The following is a 26,723-nucleotide window of genomic DNA, read 5'->3' as shown; positions in this document are numbered from 1 at the left end:
CTCGGAGGGATGCGAGAGTGGCCGAATCGGGCGGTCTCGAAAACCGCTGTACCCGCAAGGGTACCGTGGGTTCAAATCCCACTCCCTCCGCCATCCTCTTGCAGGGTTGGATGTTGATGAGGTGTGTGCTGCCCGTGTCCACTACGCTTGGTGAGCCAACGGTTGATCCCCATCGCGTTGGCATGGACGCCGCTTAAGGTCAAGAGGCGGTCGCGAGCCATAGGATCAAGATCTTTCAGATCTGGGACAAACGCCTCTTCAAGTGCTGCTTCGATCTCGCGTCCGTCATGCATCGCTTCTTCTGCCACCCTGCACCAGTCGCGAAGAAGATCCTTACCTTCGTCGAGGATGTCGACTGCATTGGCAAATCGACCGTAGTGGGCGAAGGCGAGGTGTGATGGGGTGCGGGACTTCATTGCGTCCAAACTCCGAGTTGCGAGCTCGAGGTCAAAATCAGGAGGTGGAGTCGCGGGCCATAGGATTCCCACCTCTGGCAACTTCACTCCAACCGCATCCCCGCAGAACATCGTTCCTGTCGGCTCATGCCAAAGGGATAGGTGGTGTTTGGCATGGCCAGGTGTCAAGAGCGCCTCAAGATGCAATCCCTTGGTGATCTGAATGGTGTCACCCTCCTCCACGGCGATGATCCGGTCGGAGGGAGTCGGATCTAGTCGGCCGTAGAGCGAATCGAGGAGAGGTCCGTAGACCCTCGATGCTGAGTCGATCAAGCGTGTTGGGTCAGCGAGGTGCCGGGCTCCATTCGGGTGAACGTAGACCTTCGCATTTGGGAATGCTCGCGCGATGTCGCCGACGCCTCCTGCGTGGTCGAGATGAATGTGGGTTAGCACGACAGCAGCAAGGTCCGAGGGGCTAATGCCAAGGTTGTTGAGTTCCGCGATGAGGAGTGGAGCACTGCTCTGTGAGCCCGTTTCGATCAAGACAGGACTTTCACCGGTAACGAGATAGCCAGCGGTGATGTGTTCCCAGCCACCGAGTTGGGTATCGATCTCAACGATGTTGTCCGCGATAAGTTCAGCCATACCAGAGCAGCCTAGCTCCATCTAGAAAAGCCTGTTTAGGGCACACAACCCTCTGTGGAGACCCGATGTTGTGGCTCGGTGAGCGCCTCATGGACCTCCTTGGCCACCGCCGGTGCGGCGAGCGCAAAACCAACGTAGTTATTGGTAGTAGACCGGGAAAACACCACGCCGAGCACTTGACCGGCAGAATTGACTAACGGTCCACCGGAGTTACCGGGTCGGACGATCGCGTCGATCTCATAGACCAGGCGTGTCGTCAGGCCTTTGTTGTAGATGTCGCGCCCAGTGGCGTCAAAGCCTGCCATGATTCCGGCGGACCCATAGGTCAGTGGACCACCCTCGGGATAGCCCAGTACAACCGCTTGGGTGCCACGTGGTTGGACTTGGGTATCAAAGTGCAAGACCGGAGCCTGTAGCCCGGGGACCTTCAACACCGCCAAATCGAGATGCGGGTTATACCAGATAACAGTTGCGGCGAGTTGTGAACCGTTCTGGATCACATAGGTACTCGGTTCACCCGCTACAACGTGTGCGTTAGTCGCTACATACCCAGGCGCAACCACAAAGGCGGAACCCTCCTGGATCTCCGAACAGGCGAGGCCCTCGACCTTGAGCACCGAGGCCGAGACCTTTGCCTCGATCGCTTTGACCTCAGCGGAGTTTGGTAGCGGCACCGGACCAGCTAGCGCAGGTGGAATCGAAGCAAAGACGGGGGGGAAACCAGCCGTGGAAAAGAGTGAGTCAACCTGGGCGAACACGCTTGGAGCGGGAGGGAGAATTTTATCGAGAGCCTGAACAATTCTTGAGCCAGAGACTTCCGATGAGAGTGCTTGGAAGGGTGCATTGAGGGCGAGTGCGGCGACGATCCATACGATCAATAAGGTCGCCGCGATGGAGACGATGACGCCTGCGCCGCCGTCAATCTTTCCAAGATGAAAACGGTCCAGTTTTCTACTGATCCTACTGCCGAGACTCCTACCCAGCGCCGAGGTGATCGATGCGAGCCCAAAGAGAATCACGAGGGAGATGAACGTGCGTATGATGCCGGCTGGAAGTGGTGCAGCCGCGTAGGGCGCGAGCACCGCACCAGCGAGAAGCCCAACCCAAAATCCGATGTAGGAGCCGAGTTGGATGGTTGCGCCTACCTTCAGCCCTCGAGCAGCGGAGAACGCAACGAGAGCGAGGATGACCAGATCCACGAGGTTGAAGCCGAAGATGGCACCTAAGAACGGGGTTGACACTTACCGCTTTACCTCGACACAGAACTGCACAAGGTATCAGTGTAGGTTCTCAACTCCCCAAAACAACTGAAAAGATCTCCGACGTTGGGCCTCGCTACTGGGTCTGGTGCATGCGGACCCGTCTCTGGGCGGCGAGGATGCGCCCATGATCGAGGGGGTTACGCGATCTTTCAGCAGAGGAAAATCTTGGGGGTGGCCCGACAGTCATCGTGCTCTATGCTGAAGTGACTACGGGTCAATGGGGTCCCTTCTGCCGTACAACACGAGAGAGGACCGCCAGGTGTTACCGACCCCAATGCCACCGCTGTACCCCCGAGGTCTAGAGCACGACGCCTGTGGGATTGCGTTTCTTGCCGATCTCCATGGGAAGGGTTCACACAAGCTCATCCAGATGGGACTTGACGCGCTGGTCAACCTCGAGCATCGTGGTGCAATGGGTTCTGACCCTGATACCGGGGATGGCGCAGGCATCCTCATCCAGAACCCTGATGGGTTTTGGAGACGTGATCGGCAGCTACCGCCACCGGGTGCCTATGTTACTGGTCTCCTGTTCCTTGATGGCGACAGAGCGGAACTGCTTGCGCAGCTGCAACAACTCCTTGACCAGTCAAGTTGGCGGATTATCGATCGTCGCGAAGTACCCCGTAACAGTCAGATCCTCGGTGCTGGCTCACGATCCTGTGAACCCGACATGGTGCAGTTGTTCTTGGAGGATCGTCAAGGAGCGACGGGGGTGCACCTTGAACGTAAGGCTTGGCTCTTGCGTCGCAAGATTGAGCAATCGCTACCGGAGCTGTACTTCCCGTCGCTGTCAGGTCGCACCTTTATCTACAAGGGGATGCTATCCGCCCCTCAGGTGCAGCAGTACTTTCTTGATCTCCAGGATGCACAGCTTTCAACGGGCATTGTGCTGGTGCACTCTCGTTTCTCGACCAACACGTTCCCATCGTGGCGACTTGCACAACCCTTCCGTATGATCGCACATAACGGCGAGATCAACACCATCGATGGCAATCGCAACTGGATGCGAGCTCGTGAATCACAGTTATCCTCAGAGTTAGTTGAAGGTGATATCGCTGACGCCTTTCCGCTTGTCGATGTCTCTGAGTCCGATTCGGCCTCATTGGACGGCGTCTTCGAGATGCTCGCCCTCCACGGTCGCTCCCTCCCACACGCCATCATGATGATGATCCCTGAGGCCTGGGAGGCCAATACCTCGATGGATACCAGGGTCCGTGACTTCTACCGGTTCCATGCTTCGCTGATGGAGCCTTGGGATGGGCCAGCAGCAGTGGTCTTCACCGACGGAGAAATGGTAGGTGGGGTGCTCGATCGCAACGGCCTTCGTCCAGCGCGCTACTGGATCACTGATGAAGGAATCGTCGTGCTCGCTTCAGAGGTTGGAGTGATCGATATCCCATCCTCGTCGGTGGTCGCGCGTGGAAGGTTGGAACCAGGCAGGATCTTCCTGGTCGACACCGGTAAAGGGACAATACTTGACGACGCTGAGGTCAAGGAGTCACTCGCAACGATGCGACCATGGGGTGACTGGCTACGCGAGCATCAAGTCTCGTTGAGTTCGCTGCCGCCGCGGTATATGTTGGTTCCCCAGCACGGGTCGGTTGTGCAACGCCAGCAGCTGTTTGGCTATACCGAGGAAGAGTTGCGGCTCATTGTTTTGCCGATGGCTACCCAGGCTCAGGAGCCCATCGGTTCGATGGGATCGGATACACCCCTGGCAGCTCGCTCGCGCCTCCCCAGGCCCTTCTTTGACTTCTTCTATCAACGTTTTGCCCAGGTAACCAATCCCCCGCTTGATGCAATTCGGGAGGAGTTGGTCACTTCGTACGAAGGGGTGATCGGGCCCGAGAAGAATCTTCTTGAACCTGGTCCGAACTCGGTGCGCCAGATACATCTTCCTCACCCAGTGATCGATAACGATGAACTCGCCAAGCTCATCTACATCAATGACGATGGTGAATACCCGGATCTGAATGCAAAAGTCATCGATATCCTCTACCCCGTCGCAGAAGGTGCAAAGGGACTCCAAAAAGCACTTGCTGCCATCCGGGTGGCAGCGGAGGAGGCGATCCGCGACGGGTTCGCGGTGGTGATTCTTTCGGATCGCCATGCCGACTGGGAACACGCTCCGATCCCGTCGCTCTTGGCAGTATCGGCGATTCATCACCATCTTGTGCGCACCAAGCTTCGGACTCAGGCTGGGTTGGTGATCGAGTGCGGCGATGCGCGAGAAGTCCACCACTTTGCGTCCCTTATTAGCTTTGGTGCTGCGGCGGTCAATCCCTATCTCGCGTTCGACTCTATTGTCGATCTCATCCGTGAGGGCGTGTTGCCCGATATCGCTCCGCGGGTGGCGGTCCGTAACTACGTGAAGGCGGCCACCAAGGGGATTATCAAGATTATGTCGAAGATGGGAATCTCGACGATCGGCTCCTACACCGGTGCGCAGATCTTTGAGATCTATGGCCTCAGTCAAGAAGTTGTCGACGAATACTTTCCCGGGGCTCGTTCACCCATGGGGGGAGCTGGTCTCGTGGAGATCGCCGATGTGGTAGCGGCCCATCACCATCGGGCCTACACCCAACACCCTGAAGAGTTCGCCCATCAGAATCTTGCAACGGGGGGCCAGTATCAGTGGCGTCGCGATGGTGAGTACCACCTCTTTAACCCGGAAACAGTCTTTTTGCTCCAACACTCGACGCGCAAACGGCAACAAGATGTGTTCCGACGGTATACCTCACTGGTAGATGACCTTGGTCGGCGTGCGAATACCCTCCGAGGGCTTTTGGAACTTCGATCGGATAGTGTTCAACCGATCCCCGTTGAGGAGGTTGAGTCGGTCAAGTCCATTATCAGTCGGTTCTCTACGGGGGCTATGTCCTATGGGTCGATCTCGCAGGAGGCTCATGAGACGCTGGCGATCGCCATGAATCGCCTAGGGGGACGCTCCAACACCGGCGAGGGTGGAGAGGATCCCGAGCGATCACAACCAGGACCCGACGGTACTGACCGGCGTTCCAGGATTCGTCAAATCGCTTCGGGCCGTTTCGGGGTCTCGATTGAGTACCTGAGCGCGGCGGATGATATCCAGATCAAGATGGCCCAGGGGGCAAAGCCAGGCGAGGGCGGACAACTGCCGGGCGAGAAGGTCTACCCTTGGATCGCCAAGACGAGAAACTCCACCCCTGGAGTTGGTCTGATATCTCCACCTCCCCACCATGACATCTATTCGATAGAAGATCTTGCGCAACTCATCTATGACCTGAAGTCAGCCAACCCTAGGGCGCGTGTGCATGTCAAGCTTGTTTCAGAGGTCGGAGTGGGAACGGTCGCTGCTGGCGTGGTCAAGGCCCACGCTGACGTTGTCCTCATCTCAGGCGGAGATGGTGGCACGGGCGCCGCACCGCTGAACTCCCTCAAACACGCGGGAGGGCCATGGGAGCTGGGGTTGGCTGAGACGGTGCAGACGCTTGTCGTTAATGGGCTTCGCGACCGAGTAGTCGTACAAGTTGATGGACAACTCAAGACTGGTCGCGATGTCATCGTCGCCGCACTCCTTGGGGCTGAGGAGTATGGGTTTGCGACGGCTCCTCTCGTGGTATCCGGTTGCATCATGATGCGCGCCTGTCATCTCGACACCTGTCCCGTGGGCATCGCGACGCAGAACCCTGAGCTGCGAAGCAAGTTCACTGGAAAGCCCGAGTTTGTTGAGACATTTTTTGAGTACATTGCCGAAGAGGTTCGCGCCTATCTTGCCCAACTCGGACTGCACTCACTCGATGAGGCGATTGGCCGTGCGGACCTCCTACAACCACGTGATTCCTCGGCGGCTCAACGTTTAGGACTCGACCGGCTGACCTACCGCAACGAGGGAGCACCGCGCCGATTTCGTCCTGGATCCCAGGAAAATATTCTGGAAAACAGCATGAACGCTGCGATCGTTGAGGCGGTCGAACCTCGGTTGAACAGGTCAGGAGCCATTCGATTACAGTACGAGATCCACAACACTGACCGTGCCGTAGGCGCGACCCTGGGCGATCTCGTCACGCGACGGTATGGTTCCGACTATCTGCCACCTGATACCGTCTCGTTGGTCTTTGATGGTTCAGCGGGACAGAGCTTTGGGGCCTTTGTCCCTCCTGGTGTGACCATGGAGCTTCGTGGTGACGCGAATGATTATGTGGGGAAGGGTCTCTCGGGAGGGCGTCTCGTCATTGCTCCTCCGATGTCCGTTGGTGTGGTGGCGGAGAAGGCGGTTGTCATCGGCAATGTTGCCCTGTATGGGGCGACCAAAGGAGAACTTTTTGTCCACGGTCGGGCGGGAGAACGTTTTGCAGTTCGCAACTCAGGTGCGAGTGCGGTTGTCGAGGGTGTCGGAGACCATGGATGTGAGTACATGACAGGGGGTGTGGTAGTGATTATCGGCAGTATTGGACGCAATTTCGCGGCCGGCATGTCCGGTGGTTTGGCCTTCCTCTGGGACCCTACGGGAAAGGCTGCCGCCAGAGTGAATCAGGAGATGGTTGACCTCGATCCAATTGATGAGGAACAACAGTCGTTGTTGAAGGATCTACTCGAACGACATGCTCGCTTGACGGGGTCTGCGAAGGCGTCCTCAATCTTGGCGGCACAAGGTGGTTGGTCACGCAGTTTCGTCTGTGTCTACCCAAAGGATCTCAAACGGGTCGTTCTCCAGGATCGAGCTCACCGTCGCCAAGGTGCCCGTTACGCGATTACGACACTCGATCGGGGGTACTGATGGCGGCTGACCCAAGAGGCTTTCTCAAATTCACCCGTCGCAATCCAGTGCGTCGTCCGGTAGCGCTTCGCCTGAGGGATTGGAACGAGGTCTACGCCGAGGATGACGTCGCTGAACAGATCGTGCAAGCCCAGCGGTGTATGGACTGTGGGATCCCATTCTGCCACCGAGGATGCCCCTTAGGGAACTTGATTCCTGAATGGAATGAACTGGTTGGCAAAGACCGATGGGCAAGTGCTGCTGAACGTTTGCATGCGACAAATAACTTCCCAGAGTTCACTGGACGTCTCTGCCCCGCTCCCTGCGAGACGGCCTGCGTTCTTGCCTTGAATCGAGACGCGGTCACCATTGAATATATCGAGAAGTCGATTAGCGAGATGGCGTTTGCTCACGGTTGGGTTGAACCGATTCGGTCGGCATACCCTACGGGTTACAAGGTAGCGATCGTTGGATCAGGACCCGCTGGATTGGCCGCAGCGCAGCAGCTCGTTCGTGCGGGACACGCAGTGACAGTCTTTGAACGCGCTGATCGGATCGGTGGGCTTCTGCGCTATGGGATACCGGAGTTCAAGATGGAGAAGGCGATCCTTGATCGTCGGCTGGCGCAGTTGACGGCGGAAGGTATTGCATTCTCCCCGAACACTACGGTCGGTCACGATCTCTCATTTGCGCAGTTGCGAGACGAGTTTGATGCCGTCGTTCTCGCGCTAGGGGCCACTCGCCCACGTCTCATTGAGGTACCAGGTAGTGAAGGGGTCGGTATTCTCCCTGCTATGGATTATCTGCCTCATGCGAATCGTGCAGTGCATGATCGTTCCTATGAACCTCCAGCCGTGGCGACAGACAAGCGGGTGGTAATTCTCGGGGGAGGTGATACCGGGGCCGACTGCCTGGGCACTGCACTACGGCAGGGAGCGAAAGAAGTTGTCCAGCTGGAGATCATGCCAAGACCCTCAGATAGCCGTCCAGAGACCGCGCCTTGGCCGACGTACCCGCCGCTCTTTCGGATCTCCTCTGCCCACGAAGAGGGTGGAGATCGCGTCTTTGCTCGAGAGACGGTTCGATTCGAACTCAACGCTTCGGATCAGGTGACGGCTCTCATCACTGCCGAAGTGGCAATGAGCGAAGACGGCAAACTTCAGCGAGTAGCTAATTCCGAGCGCCGTATTGAGGCGGACCTCGTACTGTTGGCGATGGGCTTTCTTGGACCAGACCTATCGATGTTTGATCCCGAACAACGGCCGGCTCTTTCGGAACGGGGAACCATCCAAGTCGATGACTGCTTTGCTACCTCTCTAGAGGGAGTCTTCGCTGCTGGAGATGCTCGTCGTGGACAATCACTGATTGTCTGGGCCATTGCTGAGGGGCGATCGGTGGCGTACCACGTCGATGCCTACCTGATGGGTAACAGTGACCTCGGTTGCCCGATCGCGCCGGATACGGCGGCATTGACTATCATGTAGGAGATGCGCTCGTAGCTCAACGGATAGAGCACCTGACTTCGGATCAGGCGGTTGGGAGTTCGAATCTCTCCGAGCGCGCAAGTTCTCCCAGTTCACAGGCAGTAACTGTGGCAAGGTCCAGGCTACGATCCTTCTCAACCCAACACAAAACCCAACATTTGTCACGGGAGGTGTCCATGGCAGGGTCGATTCGCTTGAGAAGGCCTCCCAACGTCTGGGAGCTAAGGATCTTCGTTGGCAGGGATCCCTCGGGTAAGGTCAGACATCGCTATTTCACCTTCGTTGGCCCAAAGCGAGATGCCGAACGTGAACTCGCTCGTCAGTTGCTCCTCTTAGATGAGATTCCAGAACCCGTCTCTGAGGGGCCTTCCAGATCGAAGTGGGGAAAGCGAACAACCTTTAACGATGCGATCGCAGCCTGGAAGGCAAACGGTTGGGATGATCTCTCACCCAAGACCCAACTGAGCTATCAACAACTCTGGGATAGCCACATCTACAATCGCATCGGCGAAAGACCCATTGCTACAACGGGTATCTACGAAGTCGAGCAGTACTTTCGTGAGCTCTCAGATCATGGGCTCGGAGAGTCTGGAATCAGACAGGTCAGGGCAATCCTGTATCGAGCCTGCAAGCTCGCTGGCAAGTGGTCCAATGGCATGATCCCCAACCCCGTCTCTGGAGCTGAACGTCCCAAGGGACATCGTCGTGAGCCAGTTCGTGCCCCGAGTATCGAAGAGGTGCGAGCGATTCTTGCAACGCTTGCCAAGGGAGATGATCTTCGGCTCTATGTCTTTGTCCGCCTAGCGATCGCGACCGGTATGCGACGGGGTGAGATCGCAGCACTCAGACTCAATGACATCAACTTTGTGACTGGGGAGCTCCGAGTCGATGAGGGAGTCGTCATTGGAGCTGGCGGGATCTCGGTCAAGGCTCCAAAGACAAAGGTTTCGGTAAGGAAACTCTCGGTCGATGCCGAAACCCTTGCACTCTTGGCACAACTGCGAGACGAACAGCTCGACCTTGCCACGCGATCGGAATGTGTACTAGGCGAGGATGCTTTCTTGTTCTCATTTGTACCAGGGGGTGAGACTCCACCCTATCCCGATGTGTTCTCGAAGAACTTTGCAAGTTTTAGGGCTCGTCACGAAATCGCTCCCGACATTCACCTGCACTCATTCCGTCACTTTGCTGCCACGGTCTTAGATTCCGTGGTAAGTGAGCGTCAGAAGCAAGCTCGCATGGGTTGGTCCACCACCCATATGGCTCGCCACTACACCGACGCAGTTGGCGAGGAGGACCAACGGGCCGCCGAGAGGATCGGGGAGATTCTGCGGTGAGAGGATCGATCTAGGCGAGGTCACCGTTGATGAGCGTGTCGAAATTCTCTATACAACTATCAAGAGCCCAGGTCCCCTTCGCGCGAGCGTATCGCTCGCGCTCTGGGGCCCTAGGCCTCGTCTTGTCTCCTCACTTCCTTGCCTCTTGGCGCCTGCGAGTTCCTGGTCTCGAAACCTCTCGCGCCCCAGGAGCGACGGTACTCACTCCAATGCCAATCAACTCTCTGTCACTCGTGTCTGGCCGGTCCCGAAATGCAGCCGATCGTTCGCTCCTTGATTCCTTTGCTTGGCCCAGGTGCTTTGGCACCCTACCGTCGAGCCGGGCTGACTCCAAGCCCTGAAATGTACTCATTGTACTCGGGGCTATTCCGCCACCTCGTCTCTCCGGTTGCATCGGGTGCATCACCTGAACCAATCGACGGAGAAACAAGTTGGCTATCGATCATTCGGCACTACTTGACCAACTCACCCGCAGTATTGCAGAAATTGGCGCCTCATCCAAGACCAATGAGGACCAAAGGAGTCGTGGTGCTGGGACAGTGAGAGGTCCGGTCTTGATGGTAACTGACTGAGGCCTGGTCGTTGAGACGCTGGTCGTTGAAGATGGGGTCTTCGGAGCGAGAGTCGATGGTGTGGTCGAGGAATACACAGTTGGAGGAAGTTGATGGAACCTCAACCACGTTCATGCTCTGGCTTGAGCTCGCGGCAGCGTATTTTGGTATCATCAGCTTGACTGGCAATATTGGCAGGAGGAGTTCATATCAACACTCAGGGTGTGTGGAAAGACACTTGTGGTGGGATTGCAACACATCAATAGATTCCGGTGGCCGAAAACCCGAATTCTAACGTTGTAACGGTCGGCTTGTCGGCTATTGTGAGTGAAAAGCTGGTCGACAAATCGAAGATGTGTGCTTCGAGAGGGGTAGTTCGTTGAGAATAAATGTTGCAATCACCCGAAGGCGTTTTATCACCCGGTTCGGAGTCACGCTTGCTTTGGTGCTCGGTGGCACCGCTTACGGAGCAGCGGAGCTTGCAAATACCCCACAAGTTCTGCTGACGGCCTTGGATAGTCCTACCATCTTTTACGCTTCCGCCACCGCCGCCAACTCGGCAGCTTGTCTAGATTCTTCGCGGTCGAAGCCGTGCTCCCTCCCTACAGCCCTTGGTGACGCTGCCAGTAACACACAGACTGTGATCTATCTCATCACAAATGGGAGCGGTCCTATTCAACTTACTGAGTCTTCTGGCACCTATTCGCCACCAGCCAATTACTTGCCTTCTGGTAACGACTACAACATTAGTCAAAGTGGTTCATCTAGTGCAGAAAGCTTTTCACTAACGTTCCCAAGCAGCTGTACAACCGCCACCTGTAGCGTAACTCTTGAGAACTATGAGAACAACTCCCCTGTTCTCAACGGAGATTTCCAACACGCCACCCTGGTGGCGTCCGGCCCTGGAACTCTCAATCTCAAGGGTGTGACAATTACTGGGGCTAGCGATCCGAGCCAGGGCGGCATAGGAGCAGGAGTCCGAAGCGGGGACAGCACTGATCTCAACATCTCAGCATCAACGATCGCTGGAAACATAGGAAACTACGGTGGAGGAGTCGACCTTGATGGTACAGGTACTGTTGTTGACTCGACCATCGAGGGTAATTATGGCGGCTACGGTGGCGGGATCGCCAGCTATGGAGTTCTTACTGTCTTAGACTCCAACATCTCTGACAACATCGGAGATGATGGTGGGGGAATATACAGCGACGGTGATAGCCTCCAAATCGGAGATGCGACAATGATCTCAGGCAACACTGCATGGTTTGGTGGTGGGATTCAGAGCTACAGCCCGTTCACGTTGACGGACTCGACCGTTTCCGATAACTCCGCGCCGTACACCGAGAACTACGCGATAGGTTTTGGCGGAGGAATCTACGAAGCTAACTCTTCTACGATTTTAGATTCCACCATCTCTGACAATGAGGCCGGTGAATACGGAGGAGGCGTTGATTTTGCAGAAACTAACAACGGAATCCCGCCTACATCCACTGTTCTTGATTCCACGATTTATGGAAATACATCAAGTGAAGTTGGAGGGGGTGTTTTCAATGAACAAGATCTAACCATTGAGAATTCAACAATTTCGAAAAATAGTGCAGAAACAAAGGACTATGGCGGTGGGCTTGCAAATGACGGTGACCTCACCCTTGCTGGTGACCTACTAGCTACTGCAGGCGGCCCTCCCGTTGGGGGAGAGTGCTCAAGTGACACTGGAGCAACACTCAACGACGACGGCTATAACGTGTCTGATGACAGCTCATGCGATCTAACGAATAGCACGAGCTACTCCGCCTCTTCGTCGAGCCAACAGTCCCAGGTCGATTCCCTGGCGGCCTCTTCCCTCAGCAACAACGGTGGGGCAACTCAGACGCTTGTTTTCCCCACCATGACTTCGTCGTCGCTTGGGGAAATCCCGACGAGCGATGAGGTGGCTGGAGCTGAGCTTTGCCCGCAAGCGGATCAACGGGGTTACCTCGCACCAGCTCAATCCGCAAGTTGTTACGCAGGTGCCTATCAAGCAGGTTATCAGTCTCAATTTGTCTTCCCGCAATCGCTCCCAGCGACCACCACCTTGGGCAGCACGTACCCGTTGTCAGCAACAACGAGTTCGGGTTCGCCGGTCACGTTCCTCCCGACGCCATCCTCCTCGGGAGTGTGCACTGTAAGCAACTCGGATGAAGCGACGATGACGGGTACTGGAACTTGTACCATTGAGGCGTACCATCCTGCGTCCTCAACAGGGTCGACCTATGAGGCCGCCGTGGAACCACTTGTTGCATCCGTGACAGCGTCAGCGCCAAATCCTCCATCAGTTTCCCCGAACGGCTCATCTGGGTCGCAGCCGATCACTCCCTCTGTTCAACCCAAAAGTCAGCCCTCCACCTCCCCAACCTCCCAACTTCCCACCCCCTTTGGCCTCATCACCGCCAACGGTGGGATCTTCACCCATGAGGTCTCATCGATCTCCTCAAAGACCGGGAGTGGAGCAAGTGACATCGTTGGAGGAGCTGCGAGTGGTACCAATGGCTATTGGCTCGTCACTAAGTCTGGTACCGTTGAGAGCTTTGGAACCGCTCACTCCTATGGAAGTGTCACCAACCCAGTTGGTAGTGTCATCGGCATGGCTGCGACTCCCGATGACAATGGCTACTGGGTCGTGACCAATGCTGGGGTGATCTATAACTTCGGTGACGCTATGCGCTTTGTCGGTGTCTCGATCTATGGGATCACCGGCCTCACCGGTACCCATCCCTTGAATGCTCCCATCGTAGGCCTTACCCCAACCCCAGATGGCAAGGGTCTTTATCTGGTGGCAGCCGATGGTGGAGTCTTTAACTTCGGCGATGCCAAGTTCCTCGGTAACACCTACACCCTCGGGATCACTGGCCTCACGGGAACTCATCCCTTGAATGCTCCAATCGTTGGCATGACCCTTACCCCAGACGCCAACGGGTATCTCCTCTTTGGAGCAGATGGAGGAGTCTTTAACTTGGGCGATGCCAAGTTCCTCGGTAACACCTACACCCTCGGGATCACCGGTCTCAAAGGCACCCATCCCTTGAATGCCCCAATCGTTGGTGGAACCTATGTTCCAGGGAGCCAAGCGGGTTATTACCTCTTTGGAGCCGATGGCGGAGTCTTTAACTTCGGTACCGCCCCCTTTGAGGGTTCCAATGCCAACACCCACCTTGGAGCTCCGGTTATTGGAGGGATTACGCTGTAGGGATCCAAAGGAGCATCTTCAAGGCTGCCGAGGGTTCAGGTATAACGGTTGTTCCCGGTCTATCCGCTGGGCAGTGGTGGGCGATCCACTTTCATAACGTGGGAAGAGAGGTTCGAGGGAGTGACTTGACTCCGGGCGCACTCATCTGCTCAAGGACCGACAGATGCCGTCGTTGTACACCGTTGTGAAAACGGTGGAGAGTGATACTATCGAGAACGTACGGGTTGGAGTAACGGTCAAGCAATGAGGTCGCCCGAACGTTTCGCCATGTCGGCGATAGATATCACAATGCTTTAGACCCATCTCCAGCGGTGCCCTCAACCCAACTCCAACCCAACTTTTCCTGTCATTCGTTTGCACGTGGGGTCATACTCAGGCATCGCTTCTTGGTTGCGACCCATTTGAACTGCCATAATGAATCCAGCAGATACAGACTACCAACAGATGACAAAGTGGGGACATAACTTCGGATCAGGCAGTTGGGAGTTCGAATCTCTCCGAGCGCGCCACAAACATCGAGCTCAGAGGTGAGTTTACCTCAGGATCTTAAGGGACGATTTGCACTTGTGTCACGATGGGCCATGACCAGAGACTCCATTACCTGGATCAAACCTGAAGGTCGGTGTCTTCGCTTCAAAGTAGGCCCCGATTCAGCGACCGGGAGAATCCGACAAGTGTGTGGTGCCATCCGCGGTTGCCAGCGATACGGTGATCGCACTGCGTCAACCCATTCATGAGGTCCAGCCGAACTCCGACCGTATCCAACCACGTCTCAGCCGATAGACAGGGTGCCTCCGGGGACAGATCTGCCAGGCAGAATAGCCACTTTTTAGGATGTTCCCTAGCTTCGATATCACTCGCCGAGGCTGACTGCGATATCACTGAGCCGCCGCCATAGCCGACGGTCATCTAAGGGGTGGAAGTCAAAGTGTCGGTAGAAATCTATGGCTTTCTCGTTGATGGCATCGACCACCACGGCCCTTGCACCGAACTCTTTTCCACCCCTCACGCAGCGCCGGAGGGCATCGACGAGTAGATACCCGCCAAGGTGGTGACCCTGCTCGCCCCGATCAATCGCGAGACGAGCCAAGAGGACAACGGGTACTGGGTCGGGCATTCCTCGGCGAAGGCGAGAAGGGGCTGTAGAGTGAACCACCGAACTCATCGCCAAGGCGTAATAGCCAACTACGACATCGCCCCTACACAACACGTAGGTTGCTGCCGTACCTGCGGCGAATGCCACCTCGGCCGACCTGCGAAGCCAGCGGTCGAGGTCGGGCATTCCAGAGTCAAAACCATCCACGTTGTGGGAGGTCAAGAGTAGCTCAATTGGCTGCAGAGAGTCAGCCGTCACTGCGAGGGGATCGGACCGGGTTCTGAGGCGTACCGTACGAGGGTGGGCATCGGCTCGGGCTCGGCATCAAGAGCGCCAAGAAACTTCTCGAAGGCATCTGCGTCGATAGCAATACGCCGTTTTCGCTCAAGCACCACGTCTGCACGCTCTGCTCCAGCAGCGAGAAGAAAGCCAGTCAGACTCTCCCCGTTCGCCTCGGCAGCGGCCCGCAGGCGAGCCTCTTGATCGGAATCGACTCTGAGATTGATTCTGCCTTTGTGCCTGTCATCCACTGTGCTCATATCTACAGTGTACTGATAGGGTACATACTCCTTGCCATCAGATGCCTCGAAGTGAGATTTACCACAGTCAACCCAAAGGTGGGGAACGATGAGTCAGAAGAAGGCGTACCGGGGGAGATCCTCGGCGTGCGAATCTCGACCGCAGCACATCCGAAACCAGGTTCACCATCACCCAGTGCTCTAGAACCTCTGAATGGTCCAGACCCCCATGACGAGGAAGTGATAACCTAGGTGACCAATGATGAGATATCGAGGGGCGGCCTCACTGATTCTTAGGACACATGGCCTCCCATCTGGAAGCTCGGCCCGCGTCACTCTGGATATCACGAAATTGTGACTAAGTCTGCTCATTCATGACAACGCATGATGAACAAACCTGTCGCTGAACTGCGGTGATGCTCACACATGACTATGGATAAGAAGTGAATACCCGAGGGGCCTTCCACACAGATGTCCGAGATGGGTGCAGTCTGCACTTCGGGCGAGATCGTCACCTCCTGGCTAGCATTGTTTCTGTCGTTTCATCACAGGCAGCCGTGCCATCATCTCAGCCTTCTAGCTCTCGGCGATTGATTCTTCAAGCCGCGCGCACTGATACTGGGGCCTAGAACACTCCCCTTGGAGCAAGCATCCAGTATAAGCCTGGAGACTCTCTGCTAGTAGCTACAATACGACTATATAAGTAGCTACTTGGAGGAAAGGCATGGAAGTTGGCGTTCGGGAGCTGAAGAACAACCTCAGCCGCTATCTAGCCAAGGTTGGCACTGGTGATGAGGTCATTGTCACTGATCGCGGTCGGGCAATCGCCAGGATTACCCCGATCGGAACGCAGAGGACGCTAGACCGTCTCATAGCAGAGGGAATCGTGACGCCGGCCCCGGTCGTAAAGAAGGATGCCCCTACAAAACGGGTACGTCCGAGACAGGCGGTTAGCCCGCTCATAGCGGATCAGCGTCATTGATTGCCTATTTCGATACTTCCTCTCTGGTGCCGCTTCTCGTGGAAGAAGCAGGCTCTCAACGGGCCAGTTTGTTATGGGACCAGGCCGATCATATCGCCGGAGTTCGTCTTCTTTACGCCGAATGCTGTGCAGCGCTGGCCATGGCGGCCCGGCTCGGACGACTGAGCACGAGAGCGTTACGCATGGCAGTGACTGGTCTTGAAGTGCTCTATCAGCAGATTGACATTGTGGAAGTCTCCGACAGTTTGGTCCGGCGTGCCGGAGTCTTGGCCGAGATCCATTCCCTACGGGGTTACGATGCCATACACTTAGCCGCTGGGGAGACGATCAGCGGACAAGACGTTGTGTTCGTAGCTGGTGACGCGCAGTTGTACGAGGCAGCCAAGAGCCTCGGGTTAGCCGTTGCTAGCACGTAACGTCAAGAACGACTCAAAGCGATATGGCCTTGTTCATTGTTGGTTCCCCTTCAGGCTTTGCGGGGTCCGGGCGGCACATGAATCGCCCCGCGCCCCTCGCGAAAACAGGGGAATGAAAAGAAGTAGGGAGTTACGTCTGGGCTGGAGATCATGGTTGGCGTTCCAAGACCCGGTGCGAGGAGTCTTCCAGTGAGAAGTCTGTTGACCAGTGCGAAACTATGATCACCGACGTTTTCAGCACGTGAGTGCCTGCTGGATTCCAGTGTCAGCGACGCAGTGGCGGTGGAATCGAGCTGTGACGGCCGGAGCTTGCCAAGGCTCAGCCAAGCGACAATAGAATGGATATCCGGATATACTCCTCCCATGAGCAAAATTCTCGTCTCCGTTGACGACAAGTTACTCGCGAGAATCGACAATGCCGCAAGGTCTGCTGGTCTCACTAGGAGTGCCTACCTGTCTCGCTTGGCCGAACGCGATCTGGGTAATCTCGGCCCTGGGGTCAACCGACATGTCCAACGTGCAATCGCTGAGCTTCAGGAGCTGTTCAACACTCAACCTGGTGGGGAGAGCGCTACGCCGACGATCCGAAGCGACCGCGACGCACATTGAGGGACCTCGTTCTTGATGCCTCGGTTGTGATTAAGTGGTTTGTCAGCGAGCAGCGAGGATCCCCGGAGGCTCATAAGCTGCTCAACGACTATCAGGCGGGCCAATTTTCGGTGGTTGTTCCTTCACTCTTCTTCTTGGAAGTGCTGAACGTCGCCGGGAGAGGCTGGCAATGGGACGGCGAGGCAGTTATCCAGCTCGCCGAGGCTCTCGGTAACCTCTCTTTCGAGGTAGCTGAGCCAGCGCTACTGACGGTGGCTCACTGGGTGTCTTTGGGACTTACCGCTTACGACGCGGCCTATGTGGCGCTGGCGGAGGAGCGAGGTCTATTACTCGTGACCGACGATGACAAGATCTTCGAAGTGGCTCCCGCAATAAGTCGTGCACTTGTTCAAAAATGAGGCGCAGCTGGGCGCCGGACTCAATGCTGGCGGAGACCTGTGACACTTAGGGGCGGTGGTAATTGACGCCAAGGAACAATCACTCGAGGGTCAACCCTGGGTGCTTGGCGAGGCGATCTATCGATCCCCGGCCATCACTGCCGGATATTACCTCGATGCAGCGGCCACCGCCGAGGCATTCCGCGGAGGATGGTTCCACTTGAGAGATAGTTGTGTCTATGACGAGCAAGGTCTACGCGTCATGGTCGATCGCTTCAAGGATATCGTGAAGTCTGGCGGTGAAAATGTCTCCACCATCCGTGTCGAAGCAGTTTTGGCCCAGCACCCGGGAGTGATGCGAGCTGCGGTGATCGGAGTCCCCGATGATCGCTGGGGAGAGGCAGTCACCGCAGTGGTGGTTCCGAGCGACCCTGAGGAAGTCAACGAAGCAGAGCTTATTGCGTTTTGCCGCGAGCGGCTTGCGGGATTTGAAACTCCAAAGTCCGTCATCTTTGTCGAGGCGTTGCCAGAGACAGTGGGGGGTAAGGTGCTAAAGTACAAGCTTCGTCAACAGTTTTGTTGAGACGGTTTCCGGCGCGATGGGTCCGGGAGCAGAGTCCTCCCTCTTGACTACCTGATGCTTTGTGAACTCATAGCCCTGCAAATAACAACCGAAGGAATCATGCTCATCCGGTCGGTCGAGCACCAACACTTCTGCTCCGGAAGTATATGCGAGTCGACACAATGTGAAAATCAGAGCCAGTAATGGCTGGAACCTTCTTACAGACGAGGTCTACCGGGTACGGTGGGTCGTCCGTGAAGTAGTATCTCGCGGACGACACTGTGGGCGGGGGCATAGTAATAACCCTGCTCGATGCCACCTGACTGACTGGCTTTGATAGTGCAGATTCCTGCATGTTCAAACAACACTACGCCTTTGGTTGAGATCGAACAGACGTCAGGGCCAGGGTGGGTCTTAAGGAGCAAGAAGGTCACCACCAGAGGAGACGGCGAGCTTGTCACTGGAGTATACGTAGTGCCGACTACTCCCCTCGAAGGTGGGGTGAATGTGATCTCAGGCTGGACATAGCTCGTCTGATAGGCGCCAGCATCACAGGTAGTTGCACCCGAGACCGGAACATAACCACGCTGATCGGCTGGGGGGCAGAGGCCCTTCGAGGTTTCGATGGCACCGATGGCGGGATTATCAGCGGTGGGTTCGATTGCCCCAACGACGCCATTGGTAACAATCGGCGTGAGGTCAATGCCAGCTGTCGTGGAATAGACATCAGTGGGTCTATCTGGATCACACGATTGGTTCCCGGTCACCACATACGCAGCAGAGCCGACGGTTCCAAGGGTGCAGGCCCCAGAAGGGTTGCCAGGGGTCGCGATCAGGTCACCAGTGAGATTGAGGCTTGCGGAATTATTGATCACGCCGCCAGAGCTCAAGCCACCACTCGCAGTGGCGCCAGAAATCGTCGAGTCGTTGATGGTGAGGTTACCGATGTAGCTGTCAATCCCTCCACCAGTGTTTGCGCTGTTTCCAGAGATCGTCGAGTTGTCGATGGTGCCAGTGCCATTGGCTATATAAATCCCGCCGCCGTAGCCTTCGCTGCTATTCCCGGAGATTGTCGAGTCGCTGACCGAGAATTCCCCTATCTGATAGATGCCACCACCCGAAAGGATGGCACTGTTGCGTCCAACCGTCGAGTTGTCGATGGTGAGGGTACCGGCGACATCATAGATCCCCCCACCGGTGTTTGCGCTGTTGCCCGAGATCGTGGAGTCATTGATGGTGACAACACCAGTCAAGCCTTCGATTCCTCCTCCACCGTCACCTGCGCTATTTCCCGATATCGTCGAGTTGTCGATGGTGAGGGTACCACCGTCGGAATAGATTCCTCCGCCGTTTTTGTTCCCACCGTCACCTGCGCTATTTCCCGATATCGTCGAGTCGTCGATAGTAAGGCTACTGTGAAAATCCGCAATGCCCCCGCCGTTGTGGTTCACAGTAGCACCTGAGATTGTTACACCAATCAGGGTAAGGTTGGAGGGATTGGTGCTGGTGCCATCAAGCGTGATACCCGACGCATCGCCGCCATCAATCGTGGGATCCACAACCCCAGGAGCAGCCTCGATGGTGAGGGTCATGGAGCTGGGTATGGTCTGAGCACCATAGGTCCCACTAGTCCCAGGTGTGACGAGTTCGATGGTATCGCCAGAGGCCGCGTTCCTGATCGCAGTGCTTAGAGAACAAGCATCAGTGCTTGTTGAGCAGTTGCCCGTTCCCTGTGCGGCAGCATACAGAGTGCTCCCCGCAGCAAAGGCGCTTTGAGAAACCGTAACAGTCCCAACCATCAGACCAAGGGCTAACCCAAGCCCTCCACCAATACGACCCAAGTACCCAAAGAGCTTTCGCCCTCGTGATCGAGAGGTAGTCATTGTTTTCTTCACTCCCTACCCTCAAGATCATGAGGATCCACCCTGCGACGCGGCAAGGCTTTAGCGTCTACCAGGTTCTACATTACCATGGTAAGGGTCCTCGGCTGAGTCCAATCGATAGCTTTCTTGGCTCTTTGGTGTCAATAAATCACACAATGAGGTTGTAGAACTACCTGGAGTGGCGAAATACCTCCTCTGTCAGAGGATTTTCCTATGCCGTCAACGGTCTTCGGAAGAGCGTCGTGTTCTTGCAGAGTGATCGCTGATGCGGCTTCATCCGTGGCATACTTTGTATGACCAAATCGTTACCGGCTACGCCTATTGATGATTAGCCGTGAAGAACAAACCCTTGCGAACCTGCAAAGATGCTAATTTCTGATCAAGAATGGAGAGGTAGGATTCGAACTCTGGATTCTGTGTCTGGAAGGTGCGCAATGCGCACCTTGGATGGGACCGTTGTCAACGGTCGTCTCTTGGGTCTTTGGTTGTCCACCCTTTCCTCGTAGATAGCCATGTCAAGAGCCTTATTTTCTCATCCTCAGTGATTTATTTCCATGACCGTACACACTGATGTTGAGACCTAGGAGCTAGTAGCGCTCTGTCTCTTGATTGCGAGGATCGTTCGTGCTAGAGGTTATGATATTTTGTCTGAGGGGACGGGTTATGCTGTTTCCTTTCCTTCCTGTTGGTGGTAGAATCTTCCAACAATCGACAGGAAGCAGCTAGGCCGTAGGCAGAAGGGGGAGCTGTTGTCGAGATGAAGAGGCGATCGGAATTGTCTTTGCCACATTCGGTGGTGTTTGCGTTCATTGCAGTGGCGTGTGGTTTGCTAGTTGTTCCACTGGTACAAATGGGCACAGCGGCAAGCGATGCAGCGGTGGCAGTGCTCATCCTTGCTGCACTAGTGTCGCTCGGTTTTGCGGGGTCTCGGCTTCGGTCCTCGCCCGATCACCCTGAGCGATGAGTGAACCGGGCTACTTGTAGCACTGCTCGTGGCGATCGAGGTAGTCGTTGCTGCCGTCAATTGTGGGTGCCAACCAGGTACCCTAAATGGGTTAATCGACGCTGGGAGTGGCGATGGATGCAAGCGGGTGTGTTGGGTGATCTGTTCTTGCCATGTAGTAGATCACTGCCAATGTTTAGCGGCGAGTCAAAAGCATTAGGCAATACGGTCTTTCGGATCTGGTTCGGTGGGGTACCTCTCGATCAACTGGCATGTCGACAGGTCGCTACCAGCTGACGGTTAAGCAGTGTGTCCAAAGATGGAGCAGCTATTGTGAGGTCGCTAGATCGATGTCGGGTCGTCAGCTAGAGGCTCGGTACGCACCACGGCTCGTGGCTTACGCCAGCGAGATCCGTGTCGCAGTTGGTGCAGCGGTAGTATGACGAACCTTGATGATTCCGGACAGCGCGTGGGAAGCGGATGCCTGGTAGTGCGACAGTCGCGTTCCCTACCCATGGCGATCTTTGATTCGGTCTAGGGCTAGTAGTGGGTAGGTTGCCTTGGGCACTTGATGGGATGTCATGGTTAAGACAGTCGGAGCGGTTACGGCGTTGGGTTGGATTCCTCCTCTATGTTGAGGATCCAGGTATCGTTGAGAGGAGTCGATGGCCAAGGGTGTTCTCTGCCGCCAAAGAGCACAACCTGGCCACTCATCTCGTCATAGGTCATCGCTACCGCACGTCTTGGCGAGGGGTCTGACTCTGTTAGCGCTCTCACCCAGTCTTTCCCATCGAAGACCCAGGTGTCCGTCAAATCTACGAGCCTGTCATCGTCGAGATGACCCGTTCCGCCGAAGAGCACGCAGCGGCCAACGATTGGATTATAGGTCAAGGCCGGCTGCGTCCGTGGTGAAGGAGCTGTCGGAGTTCGCACCTCCTCCCATTCCTTCCCATCAAAGACCCAGGTGTCGTTGAGCCAGCGATCATCTACGCCTGGCCGCCGATCACATTGCCCACCAAAGAGCACGACCCCGCTACCCCTGGGATGTGGTGCCATCGTTGCGAAGTTGCGAGCAGGTGGTCGCAACTGTGGAACCCGCTTTTCCCACACGCTGCCATCAAAGACCCAAGTCTCATCGATGAAGGGTTTTAACCCCGGTTCCTTGGGCCAAATTACTCCGATCAGCGTCTTTGGCCCAGCCCTCAATCCGCCAAAGGCCACTACCAAATCAGACCCAGGGTCGGTCGTTAACGCTTGCTGAGCGTAACTGGGATACTGTGAGGGTCGCACCTCCTCCCATTCCTTCCCATCAAAGACCCAGGTGTCGTGGAGATTGCTCATGCTGATGCCTCTACGGGCAGCGCCACCACCTGTAGGTTGTGATCGAATACCGTTCAACAACACCAAGTGAGATCCCCGAGGCGACCAGGCCATGGGGGACGAGTGACGAGGAGAGGGTCGCCTCCTCGGATTGAGTTCTCTCCAGTTCGTTCCGTCAAAGCTCCAGGTGTCATTGAGCCCATGCCCACCAGCGAGACCGCCGAAGAGGATGACGCTCTGACTATTGTGGTCATAGGCGAGCGAAGCCCCAGAACGTGGCGGTGGAGCCGTGGCAGTATTGATGTTGATCCAGCTTGCTCTCATGACAGTATCTCCTTGATCGCTCCTTTTGTTGGGCAGTCATCCTATGCGACTTGAACCAGAGTAGTTGTCGCGATAAGGCGATCCGACGTTGTGTTGTAGATCCATGCTCCCAAAGCATAGGGAGAGCAAGAGACTCTTTATCTGTACTTTGTTTGATCTCAATAATTGCCTTGATGGCAATCGAGTCTCGAGATAGATGTCCGTTTGGGTGGACCGAGTGATGTGAGCTTGAGCCCATGCCTGCCACGTTGTCTGTTTTACCACAGTGTGTTGCTATTGCTGTGGTGGTCTACGAGTGGGATGCTCCGTCTTGGTTTGACTGGGCGCAGCAGACATCTCTTTCGTAATCGGAAGAAACTTTCGATAGAAAATATAGCCGGGCGGTAAGCCGATGAGAAGGTTCATAATGCGATAGACCGTGGTCACCGCCACCGCGAGTGCAAAGGGTACCCCTAGGGCAATCAAGGTGCCTGCCATACCTAACTCGAAAACGCCGGTGCTGATGATGACACCGCCAAAGATGCTGACAATATTGGCGAAGAGATAGGCCATGACCGCGGTGCCAGGGTTCACGGTTTTCCCAAAGGCGAGAAATGCCATGTAAAAGGTCAATATTTCAACGACAATATAGAGAATTGACCATCCGAATGGCTGTAGCATCCGTCGCTTGTTGTTGGTCATCGCGCGATAACCGACGTAGAACTGATCGACGAAGTTGGTTACCTTATCTTCTTTGAGGGATTTGAAGAATCGCTGCAGGAAACGCAGGGTGGCATGCAGCGCTCGTCGCAACAGAGCTTCATGCTGGACCAGGACGACCAGCCCCACCGCCAGCGCGGTGATCCCAAGGGCGGAGATCACGGTGACGTCGAGCAGCGATCGCCCACCCTTGTTGCTCTCGGCGTAGATCAGCAGGAAACCAACGGGCATCATGAGGAGCACCGCGAGAGCGCTAAAGGCATAGCGCATTAGCTGGACGAGTACGCTGACGCCTCTGGGCACCTCGGGTGCGAGTACCTGGGAGAGGTAACCGGCACCCGCGAGACCGGCGGAAGGCAGGAGATAGTTTACGAAGTTGGTAGCCAGGGCCCCTTCGAAGAGACGCGATGTCTTCAGGTCGTACGCAAAAATCCGTAATATAGAGCGGTAGTAGAGACCGTTCAGCCAGTAACTCCCCAGTTGGATGATGACGACAGAAACAAGCACATACCAGCGAAGCGTTGTGAGTAAAGGCACAAAGTTGCTGAGCGAGCTGCGATTCTCCCAGAGGACAAGGGCAAGGCCAATGAGGCCGAGGACCCCAAATATTCGACGGATACGTTTTGGAGAGGCACGTTTCATGACTGGATGGGCAACGCGTGTGTTTTGGCCGCGGTGAAGTAGCGATGCCGCTGGTGGGTGTTGTGGGTTTGCACTATCGATTCGAGGATAAATCGATGCAGCAGTCGAGCCTGGCCCGTTGCCGAGCGCAAGTGATGGTTCTGTGCTGATCCTTGGGTGGACAAGGTGATGAGGATACCTGCGATCGGACCGGTACGCGCGAACCCGGTTGGCGGTACGGAAGGTCGGTGGTTGAGGAGCAACACCCCTGCTAGGTCTATCTTGTCGAACACGGTTGCTCCGTGGAGGTCCATGTCAGCCAAAGGTAAACGAGGTTGACTGACAAGCCGTTCGCCTGGCGTTGTCACCAGGTACGTCTGTCTGACTCCTATTCGTATCGGGAGAGGTAGCCTTTTGCGCCGGAGGGGGTCGCAGGCGGACAACCGTGCAAAAGAACGGCTATTCCCGCAGGAGCGGGAATGTCTACGTTGTCTACGCACGGCCAGAGGCGATGGACTAGCGCCATATTGGGGTAGAGCGCCACAGGTGTGCGGTCTGGTAGAGGCTCGTTTGGAGCAGAGGTGAGCGGCAAGAAGTTTACTGTAGAGGCTCATAGCGCCGGTGAACGCGATCGTTGTCAGCGGCGAGGCACTATCTCCGCTCGGAGCGCACACGGTCATCGATCCTGTTGGCCCACTTCGCCCAATCCACACTGGGGACCGGTCTGTTCTGGCCCAGAACGGCCGTTGGGAGCGCGGGAGACTCGCTCGATCGACAATATCCACTCCTCTAGTACTAGTCTGTCGATCTGTACGAAGCCTGTGTCCGGTGGCGTTTGCCGGTGTCGAAGAAGATCGTGGGAGATTCTTTTGACCAGCTAGCACGGAAGATGGTCAGACGTCGCGTGAGCCAATTCGCGCCGTTAGGTCGGCTCGATATGTCGAGAGGTAGGGTTCGCAAGACTTCCCTCGCATCGGTTCAACGGGCTTGTTGGTCGGTGAGTGGAGGGACCGACTCGTGAGGGATCCCCTGCTGTGACAGGCTGTGATGGCGTTCGATGTTGCTGTTAGTGCGGCGCCCGCAGGTGCCGGTCACCACCGTTGCACATCGAGGAACTGGCTGTTGGCTCAAGGAGCAATAGACAGCCCAATCCATCTGGTGGAACGGAGGAGCCGAGGTTGGGTTGGGAGTTGTTGGGGAAGGGTGGCCTCTGTCAGCCACAGGCTGCACTCGCCGGTCAATTGATGTGACGAAGAGATGATCAGCCATGATAGAAGGTCGATGTGCACCCGCCGTCGACGGCTACGATTGACCCTGTCATGAAGGATGCGTCGTCGGAGGCTAGGAATGCGACGACCCTTGCCACCTCGGTGGTGGTGGCCTGTCGCCCTAACGGCTGTAGCGCGGCACTCGACTCGCGTCTCCGCAACATCTCGTCCGCTTGGTCACTGGGCAAACTGGCGCGTCGTCCACCGAGATCGGTGTCGATATAGCCCGGCAGTACGGCGTTGACCCGAATGCCAAGCGGTCCGTAGTCGACGGCGAGCTGTCTCGTTAGGTTGACGATGGCACCCTTTGTAGCGCAATAAGCGGGTGCAAGTGGTGCGCCAATGATGCCATAGGTGGAGGCAATGTTGATAATCGAGGCGTGCGTCTGTCCCAACAGGTGAGGTATTGCGTACTTGCTCGCAAGGAAGGTGCCGCGCAGGTTCACGCCGATGGTCGTATCCCAATCCTCAACACTAATCTCATGCAGCAGACCGTGTGCGCCACCGATACCCGCGTTGTTGACGAGAATGTCCAGCCGTCCGAAGTCGTTCATGACCATGCTGACCAACTCGGCGCTCTGTTCAGGGCGAGAGATGTCGTATTGATACGGGGTCGCCCGCTGGCCCTGTGCACCGATCGCAGCGGCAACCCGTTCGGCACCGTCATGGATATCACAGATCGCTACTCCAACTCCGAGGGCCGCGAGTGAATGAGCGATCGCCTCGCCAATTCCCCGGCCGCCACCAGTCACTAGTGCCACTCGTCCCTTCATGGTTTGTTGGGTCTCCATTGCCCTTCTCCTATCGATTCAGTTCCTATCGAATCAGTTTTTTCGGTCTTATCATGACCGTAGTTGATCGGTGAGCTCCGGCACGACGCTCCAAGTCCTCCATCGAGTCGGCACGCCACGACGCTATCGGGTCTGGCAACAATGGCCCAATCGTGCCTCTTCGTTGACGACAACGAACTACTTGCTGGTCAGAGGTTTTGCCCGGGACGCAAAGTCGTCAGGAGGAAAGCTTGAATTACCAGAGCCAGTTCACCAAGGCTCCTGCCGTGCGTGATGCGATAGCACACTGTTGGCCAATTGGTGGGTGTGCGGTATTCGGATGGGCAAGGGGTTCCGAGGTGCACGAACAGATCAGAAGTTGTGATACGAGTGCGCCAGTGGTTCCTGCTATTTGGATCACTGCCCCTTTGGAGTTTGCATTAAGGTGAACAGACCTTAATCAGAGATTGGCGTAGACCAACAGCTCCTGCTGCTTGCTCTGTTATCTCGAGCGCGCGGTCATCTCGAGGGCGCGGTGCTCATTGGAAGGAGTCCCAGCCGGAGACACAGATCTTGCAGGCCAGGGCCGTTCATGATGGAGAGGCGAATGGTGCGCACATCCGTTGCATCTGAGTGATAAACACTGAGTCCACTCATATAGATGCACCTTTTACAAGGTTCTTGTCTCGGACTCTAT

Annotated in this window: 18 protein-coding genes and 2 tRNA genes; 11 read left to right on the top strand and 9 right to left on the bottom strand. The window is 56.0% G+C overall.

Annotated features, from left to right (window positions below; all coding sequences use genetic code 11):
- Positions 1 to 3 precede the first annotated feature (3 nt).
- Positions 4 to 93: transfer RNA gene (locus tag M7Q83_RS10270), tRNA-Ser, on the top strand.
- Here M7Q83_RS10270 and M7Q83_RS10265 read toward each other — a convergent pair.
- Together M7Q83_RS10265 and M7Q83_RS10260 are read right to left on the bottom strand one after the other, a co-directional pair.
- Entirely contained in the window at positions 72 to 1,040 is a 969-nt protein-coding gene (locus M7Q83_RS10265; protein WP_298338228.1) for an MBL fold metallo-hydrolase, read from the bottom strand. The genes M7Q83_RS10270 and M7Q83_RS10265 overlap by 22 nt on opposite strands.
- Positions 1,041 to 1,075: 35 nt before the next feature.
- A complete protein-coding gene (locus tag M7Q83_RS10260) occupies positions 1,076 to 2,281 on the bottom strand; it encodes a MarP family serine protease (protein WP_298338226.1) in 1,206 nt (401 codons plus the stop codon).
- Between the two features lie 295 nt (positions 2,282 to 2,576).
- On the opposite strand from M7Q83_RS10260, the gene gltB reads away from it, so the two are divergent.
- The 5 genes from gltB (at position 2,577) to M7Q83_RS10235 (ending at position 13,638) form a co-directional block, all read left to right on the top strand.
- Positions 2,577 to 7,061, top strand: coding sequence for a glutamate synthase large subunit (gltB, locus tag M7Q83_RS10255; RefSeq protein ID WP_366526401.1), 4,485 nt, complete (start codon positions 2,577 to 2,579; stop codon positions 7,059 to 7,061).
- Positions 7,061 to 8,524, top strand: a complete 1,464-nt coding sequence (locus M7Q83_RS10250) for a glutamate synthase subunit beta (protein ID WP_298338222.1) — start codon at positions 7,061 to 7,063, stop codon at positions 8,522 to 8,524. The genes gltB and M7Q83_RS10250 overlap by 1 nt, the downstream gene beginning before the upstream one ends.
- 5 nt (positions 8,525 to 8,529) lie before the next feature.
- Positions 8,530 to 8,602: transfer RNA gene (locus M7Q83_RS10245), tRNA-Arg, on the top strand.
- Between the two features lie 116 nt (positions 8,603 to 8,718).
- The gene (locus M7Q83_RS10240) at positions 8,719 to 9,861 is read left to right on the top strand and encodes a site-specific integrase (protein ID WP_298338220.1); all 1,143 of its coding nucleotides are present in this window, start codon (positions 8,719 to 8,721) and stop codon (positions 9,859 to 9,861) included.
- Between the two features lie 1,476 nt (positions 9,862 to 11,337).
- Positions 11,338 to 13,638, top strand: coding sequence for a hypothetical protein (locus M7Q83_RS10235; RefSeq protein WP_298338218.1), 2,301 nt, complete (start codon positions 11,338 to 11,340; stop codon positions 13,636 to 13,638).
- An 853-nt stretch (positions 13,639 to 14,491) separates the two neighbouring features.
- Here M7Q83_RS10235 and M7Q83_RS10230 read toward each other — a convergent pair.
- The gene (locus M7Q83_RS10230) at positions 14,492 to 14,956 is read right to left on the bottom strand and encodes a GNAT family N-acetyltransferase (RefSeq protein WP_298338216.1); all 465 of its coding nucleotides are present in this window, start codon (positions 14,954 to 14,956) and stop codon (positions 14,492 to 14,494) included.
- 32 nt (positions 14,957 to 14,988) lie between these two features.
- Positions 14,989 to 15,273, bottom strand: a complete 285-nt coding sequence (locus M7Q83_RS10225; protein WP_298338214.1) for a DUF1778 domain-containing protein — start codon at positions 15,271 to 15,273, stop codon at positions 14,989 to 14,991.
- Positions 15,274 to 15,976: 703 nt separating this feature from the next.
- Here M7Q83_RS10225 and M7Q83_RS10220 point away from each other — a divergent pair.
- Positions 15,977 to 16,234 carry a type II toxin-antitoxin system prevent-host-death family antitoxin gene (locus M7Q83_RS10220; protein ID WP_298338213.1) on the top strand — a complete coding sequence of 86 codons (258 nt, stop codon included), beginning with the start codon at positions 15,977 to 15,979 and terminating at the stop codon, positions 16,232 to 16,234.
- Complete coding sequence (locus M7Q83_RS10215; RefSeq protein ID WP_298338211.1) at positions 16,231 to 16,650, top strand: type II toxin-antitoxin system VapC family toxin; 420 nt, start codon at positions 16,231 to 16,233, stop codon at positions 16,648 to 16,650. Before M7Q83_RS10220 ends, M7Q83_RS10215 begins: the two co-directional genes overlap by 4 nt.
- Positions 16,651 to 16,700: 50 nt before the next feature.
- Here the strand turns inward: M7Q83_RS10215 and M7Q83_RS10210 are convergent, their stop codons facing one another.
- Positions 16,701 to 17,015, bottom strand: a complete 315-nt coding sequence (locus tag M7Q83_RS10210; RefSeq protein ID WP_298338210.1) for a hypothetical protein — start codon at positions 17,013 to 17,015, stop codon at positions 16,701 to 16,703.
- Between M7Q83_RS10210 and M7Q83_RS10205 the strand changes: the two genes are divergently transcribed.
- From M7Q83_RS10205 to M7Q83_RS10195, 3 genes are read left to right on the top strand one after another with little or no spacing between them, the layout of a single operon-like run.
- Complete coding sequence (locus M7Q83_RS10205; protein ID WP_298338208.1) at positions 17,014 to 17,259, top strand: hypothetical protein; 246 nt, start codon at positions 17,014 to 17,016, stop codon at positions 17,257 to 17,259. The two genes, M7Q83_RS10210 and M7Q83_RS10205, sit on opposite strands and share 2 nt — an antisense overlap.
- Positions 17,256 to 17,657, top strand: a complete 402-nt coding sequence (locus tag M7Q83_RS10200; RefSeq protein WP_298338206.1) for a type II toxin-antitoxin system VapC family toxin — start codon at positions 17,256 to 17,258, stop codon at positions 17,655 to 17,657. Before M7Q83_RS10205 ends, M7Q83_RS10200 begins: the two co-directional genes overlap by 4 nt.
- A gap of 55 nt (positions 17,658 to 17,712) precedes the next feature.
- Positions 17,713 to 18,219, top strand: a complete 507-nt coding sequence (locus M7Q83_RS10195) for an AMP-binding protein (RefSeq protein ID WP_298338204.1) — start codon at positions 17,713 to 17,715, stop codon at positions 18,217 to 18,219.
- A 197-nt stretch (positions 18,220 to 18,416) separates the two neighbouring features.
- On the opposite strand, the gene M7Q83_RS10190 is transcribed toward M7Q83_RS10195, so the two are convergent.
- The 4 genes from M7Q83_RS10190 to M7Q83_RS10175 form a co-directional block, all read right to left on the bottom strand.
- The gene (locus tag M7Q83_RS10190) at positions 18,417 to 20,081 is read right to left on the bottom strand and encodes a right-handed parallel beta-helix repeat-containing protein (RefSeq protein WP_298338202.1); all 1,665 of its coding nucleotides are present in this window, start codon (positions 20,079 to 20,081) and stop codon (positions 18,417 to 18,419) included.
- A gap of 1,546 nt (positions 20,082 to 21,627) precedes the next feature.
- Positions 21,628 to 22,668, bottom strand: coding sequence for a kelch repeat-containing protein (locus M7Q83_RS10185; RefSeq protein ID WP_298338200.1), 1,041 nt, complete (start codon positions 22,666 to 22,668; stop codon positions 21,628 to 21,630).
- A 273-nt stretch (positions 22,669 to 22,941) separates the two neighbouring features.
- A complete protein-coding gene (locus M7Q83_RS10180) occupies positions 22,942 to 24,009 on the bottom strand; it encodes a lysylphosphatidylglycerol synthase transmembrane domain-containing protein (RefSeq protein ID WP_298338198.1) in 1,068 nt (355 codons plus the stop codon).
- Between the two features lie 1,240 nt (positions 24,010 to 25,249).
- Positions 25,250 to 26,047: an SDR family NAD(P)-dependent oxidoreductase gene (locus tag M7Q83_RS10175; RefSeq protein ID WP_298338196.1), complete on the bottom strand. Its 798-nt coding sequence runs from the start codon at positions 26,045 to 26,047 to the stop codon at positions 25,250 to 25,252.
- Positions 26,048 to 26,723 lie beyond the last annotated feature (676 nt).

It is taken from the genome of Ferrimicrobium sp. (genome assembly GCF_027364955.1).
Lineage (GTDB): Bacteria > Actinomycetota > Acidimicrobiia > Acidimicrobiales > Acidimicrobiaceae > Ferrimicrobium.
Note: the sequence above shows the minus strand (reverse complement) of the source record. Positions and strands in the feature narration are given on the sequence as shown.

Excerpts from the sequence above, each read along its gene's own strand:
- M7Q83_RS10210 (WP_298338210.1), bottom strand. The coding sequence starts at position 17,015 with ATGGGAGGAGTATATCCGGATATCCATTCTATTGTCGCTTGGCTGAGC.
- M7Q83_RS10220 (WP_298338213.1), top strand. The coding sequence starts at position 15,977 with ATGGAAGTTGGCGTTCGGGAGCTGAAGAACAACCTCAGCCGCTATCTA.
- M7Q83_RS10180 (WP_298338198.1), bottom strand. The coding sequence starts at position 24,009 with ATGAAACGTGCCTCTCCAAAACGTATCCGTCGAATATTTGGGGTCCTC.
- M7Q83_RS10225 (WP_298338214.1), bottom strand. The coding sequence starts at position 15,273 with ATGAGCACAGTGGATGACAGGCACAAAGGCAGAATCAATCTCAGAGTC.
- M7Q83_RS10265 (WP_298338228.1), bottom strand. The coding sequence starts at position 1,040 with ATGGCTGAACTTATCGCGGACAACATCGTTGAGATCGATACCCAACTC.
- M7Q83_RS10190 (WP_298338202.1), bottom strand. The coding sequence starts at position 20,081 with ATGACTACCTCTCGATCACGAGGGCGAAAGCTCTTTGGGTACTTGGGT.
- gltB (WP_366526401.1), top strand. The coding sequence starts at position 2,577 with ATGCCACCGCTGTACCCCCGAGGTCTAGAGCACGACGCCTGTGGGATT.
- M7Q83_RS10205 (WP_298338208.1), top strand. The coding sequence starts at position 17,014 with ATGAGCAAAATTCTCGTCTCCGTTGACGACAAGTTACTCGCGAGAATC.
- M7Q83_RS10175 (WP_298338196.1), bottom strand. The coding sequence starts at position 26,047 with ATGGAGACCCAACAAACCATGAAGGGACGAGTGGCACTAGTGACTGGT.
- M7Q83_RS10250 (WP_298338222.1), top strand. The coding sequence starts at position 7,061 with ATGGCGGCTGACCCAAGAGGCTTTCTCAAATTCACCCGTCGCAATCCA.
- M7Q83_RS10185 (WP_298338200.1), bottom strand. The coding sequence starts at position 22,668 with ATGAGAGCAAGCTGGATCAACATCAATACTGCCACGGCTCCACCGCCA.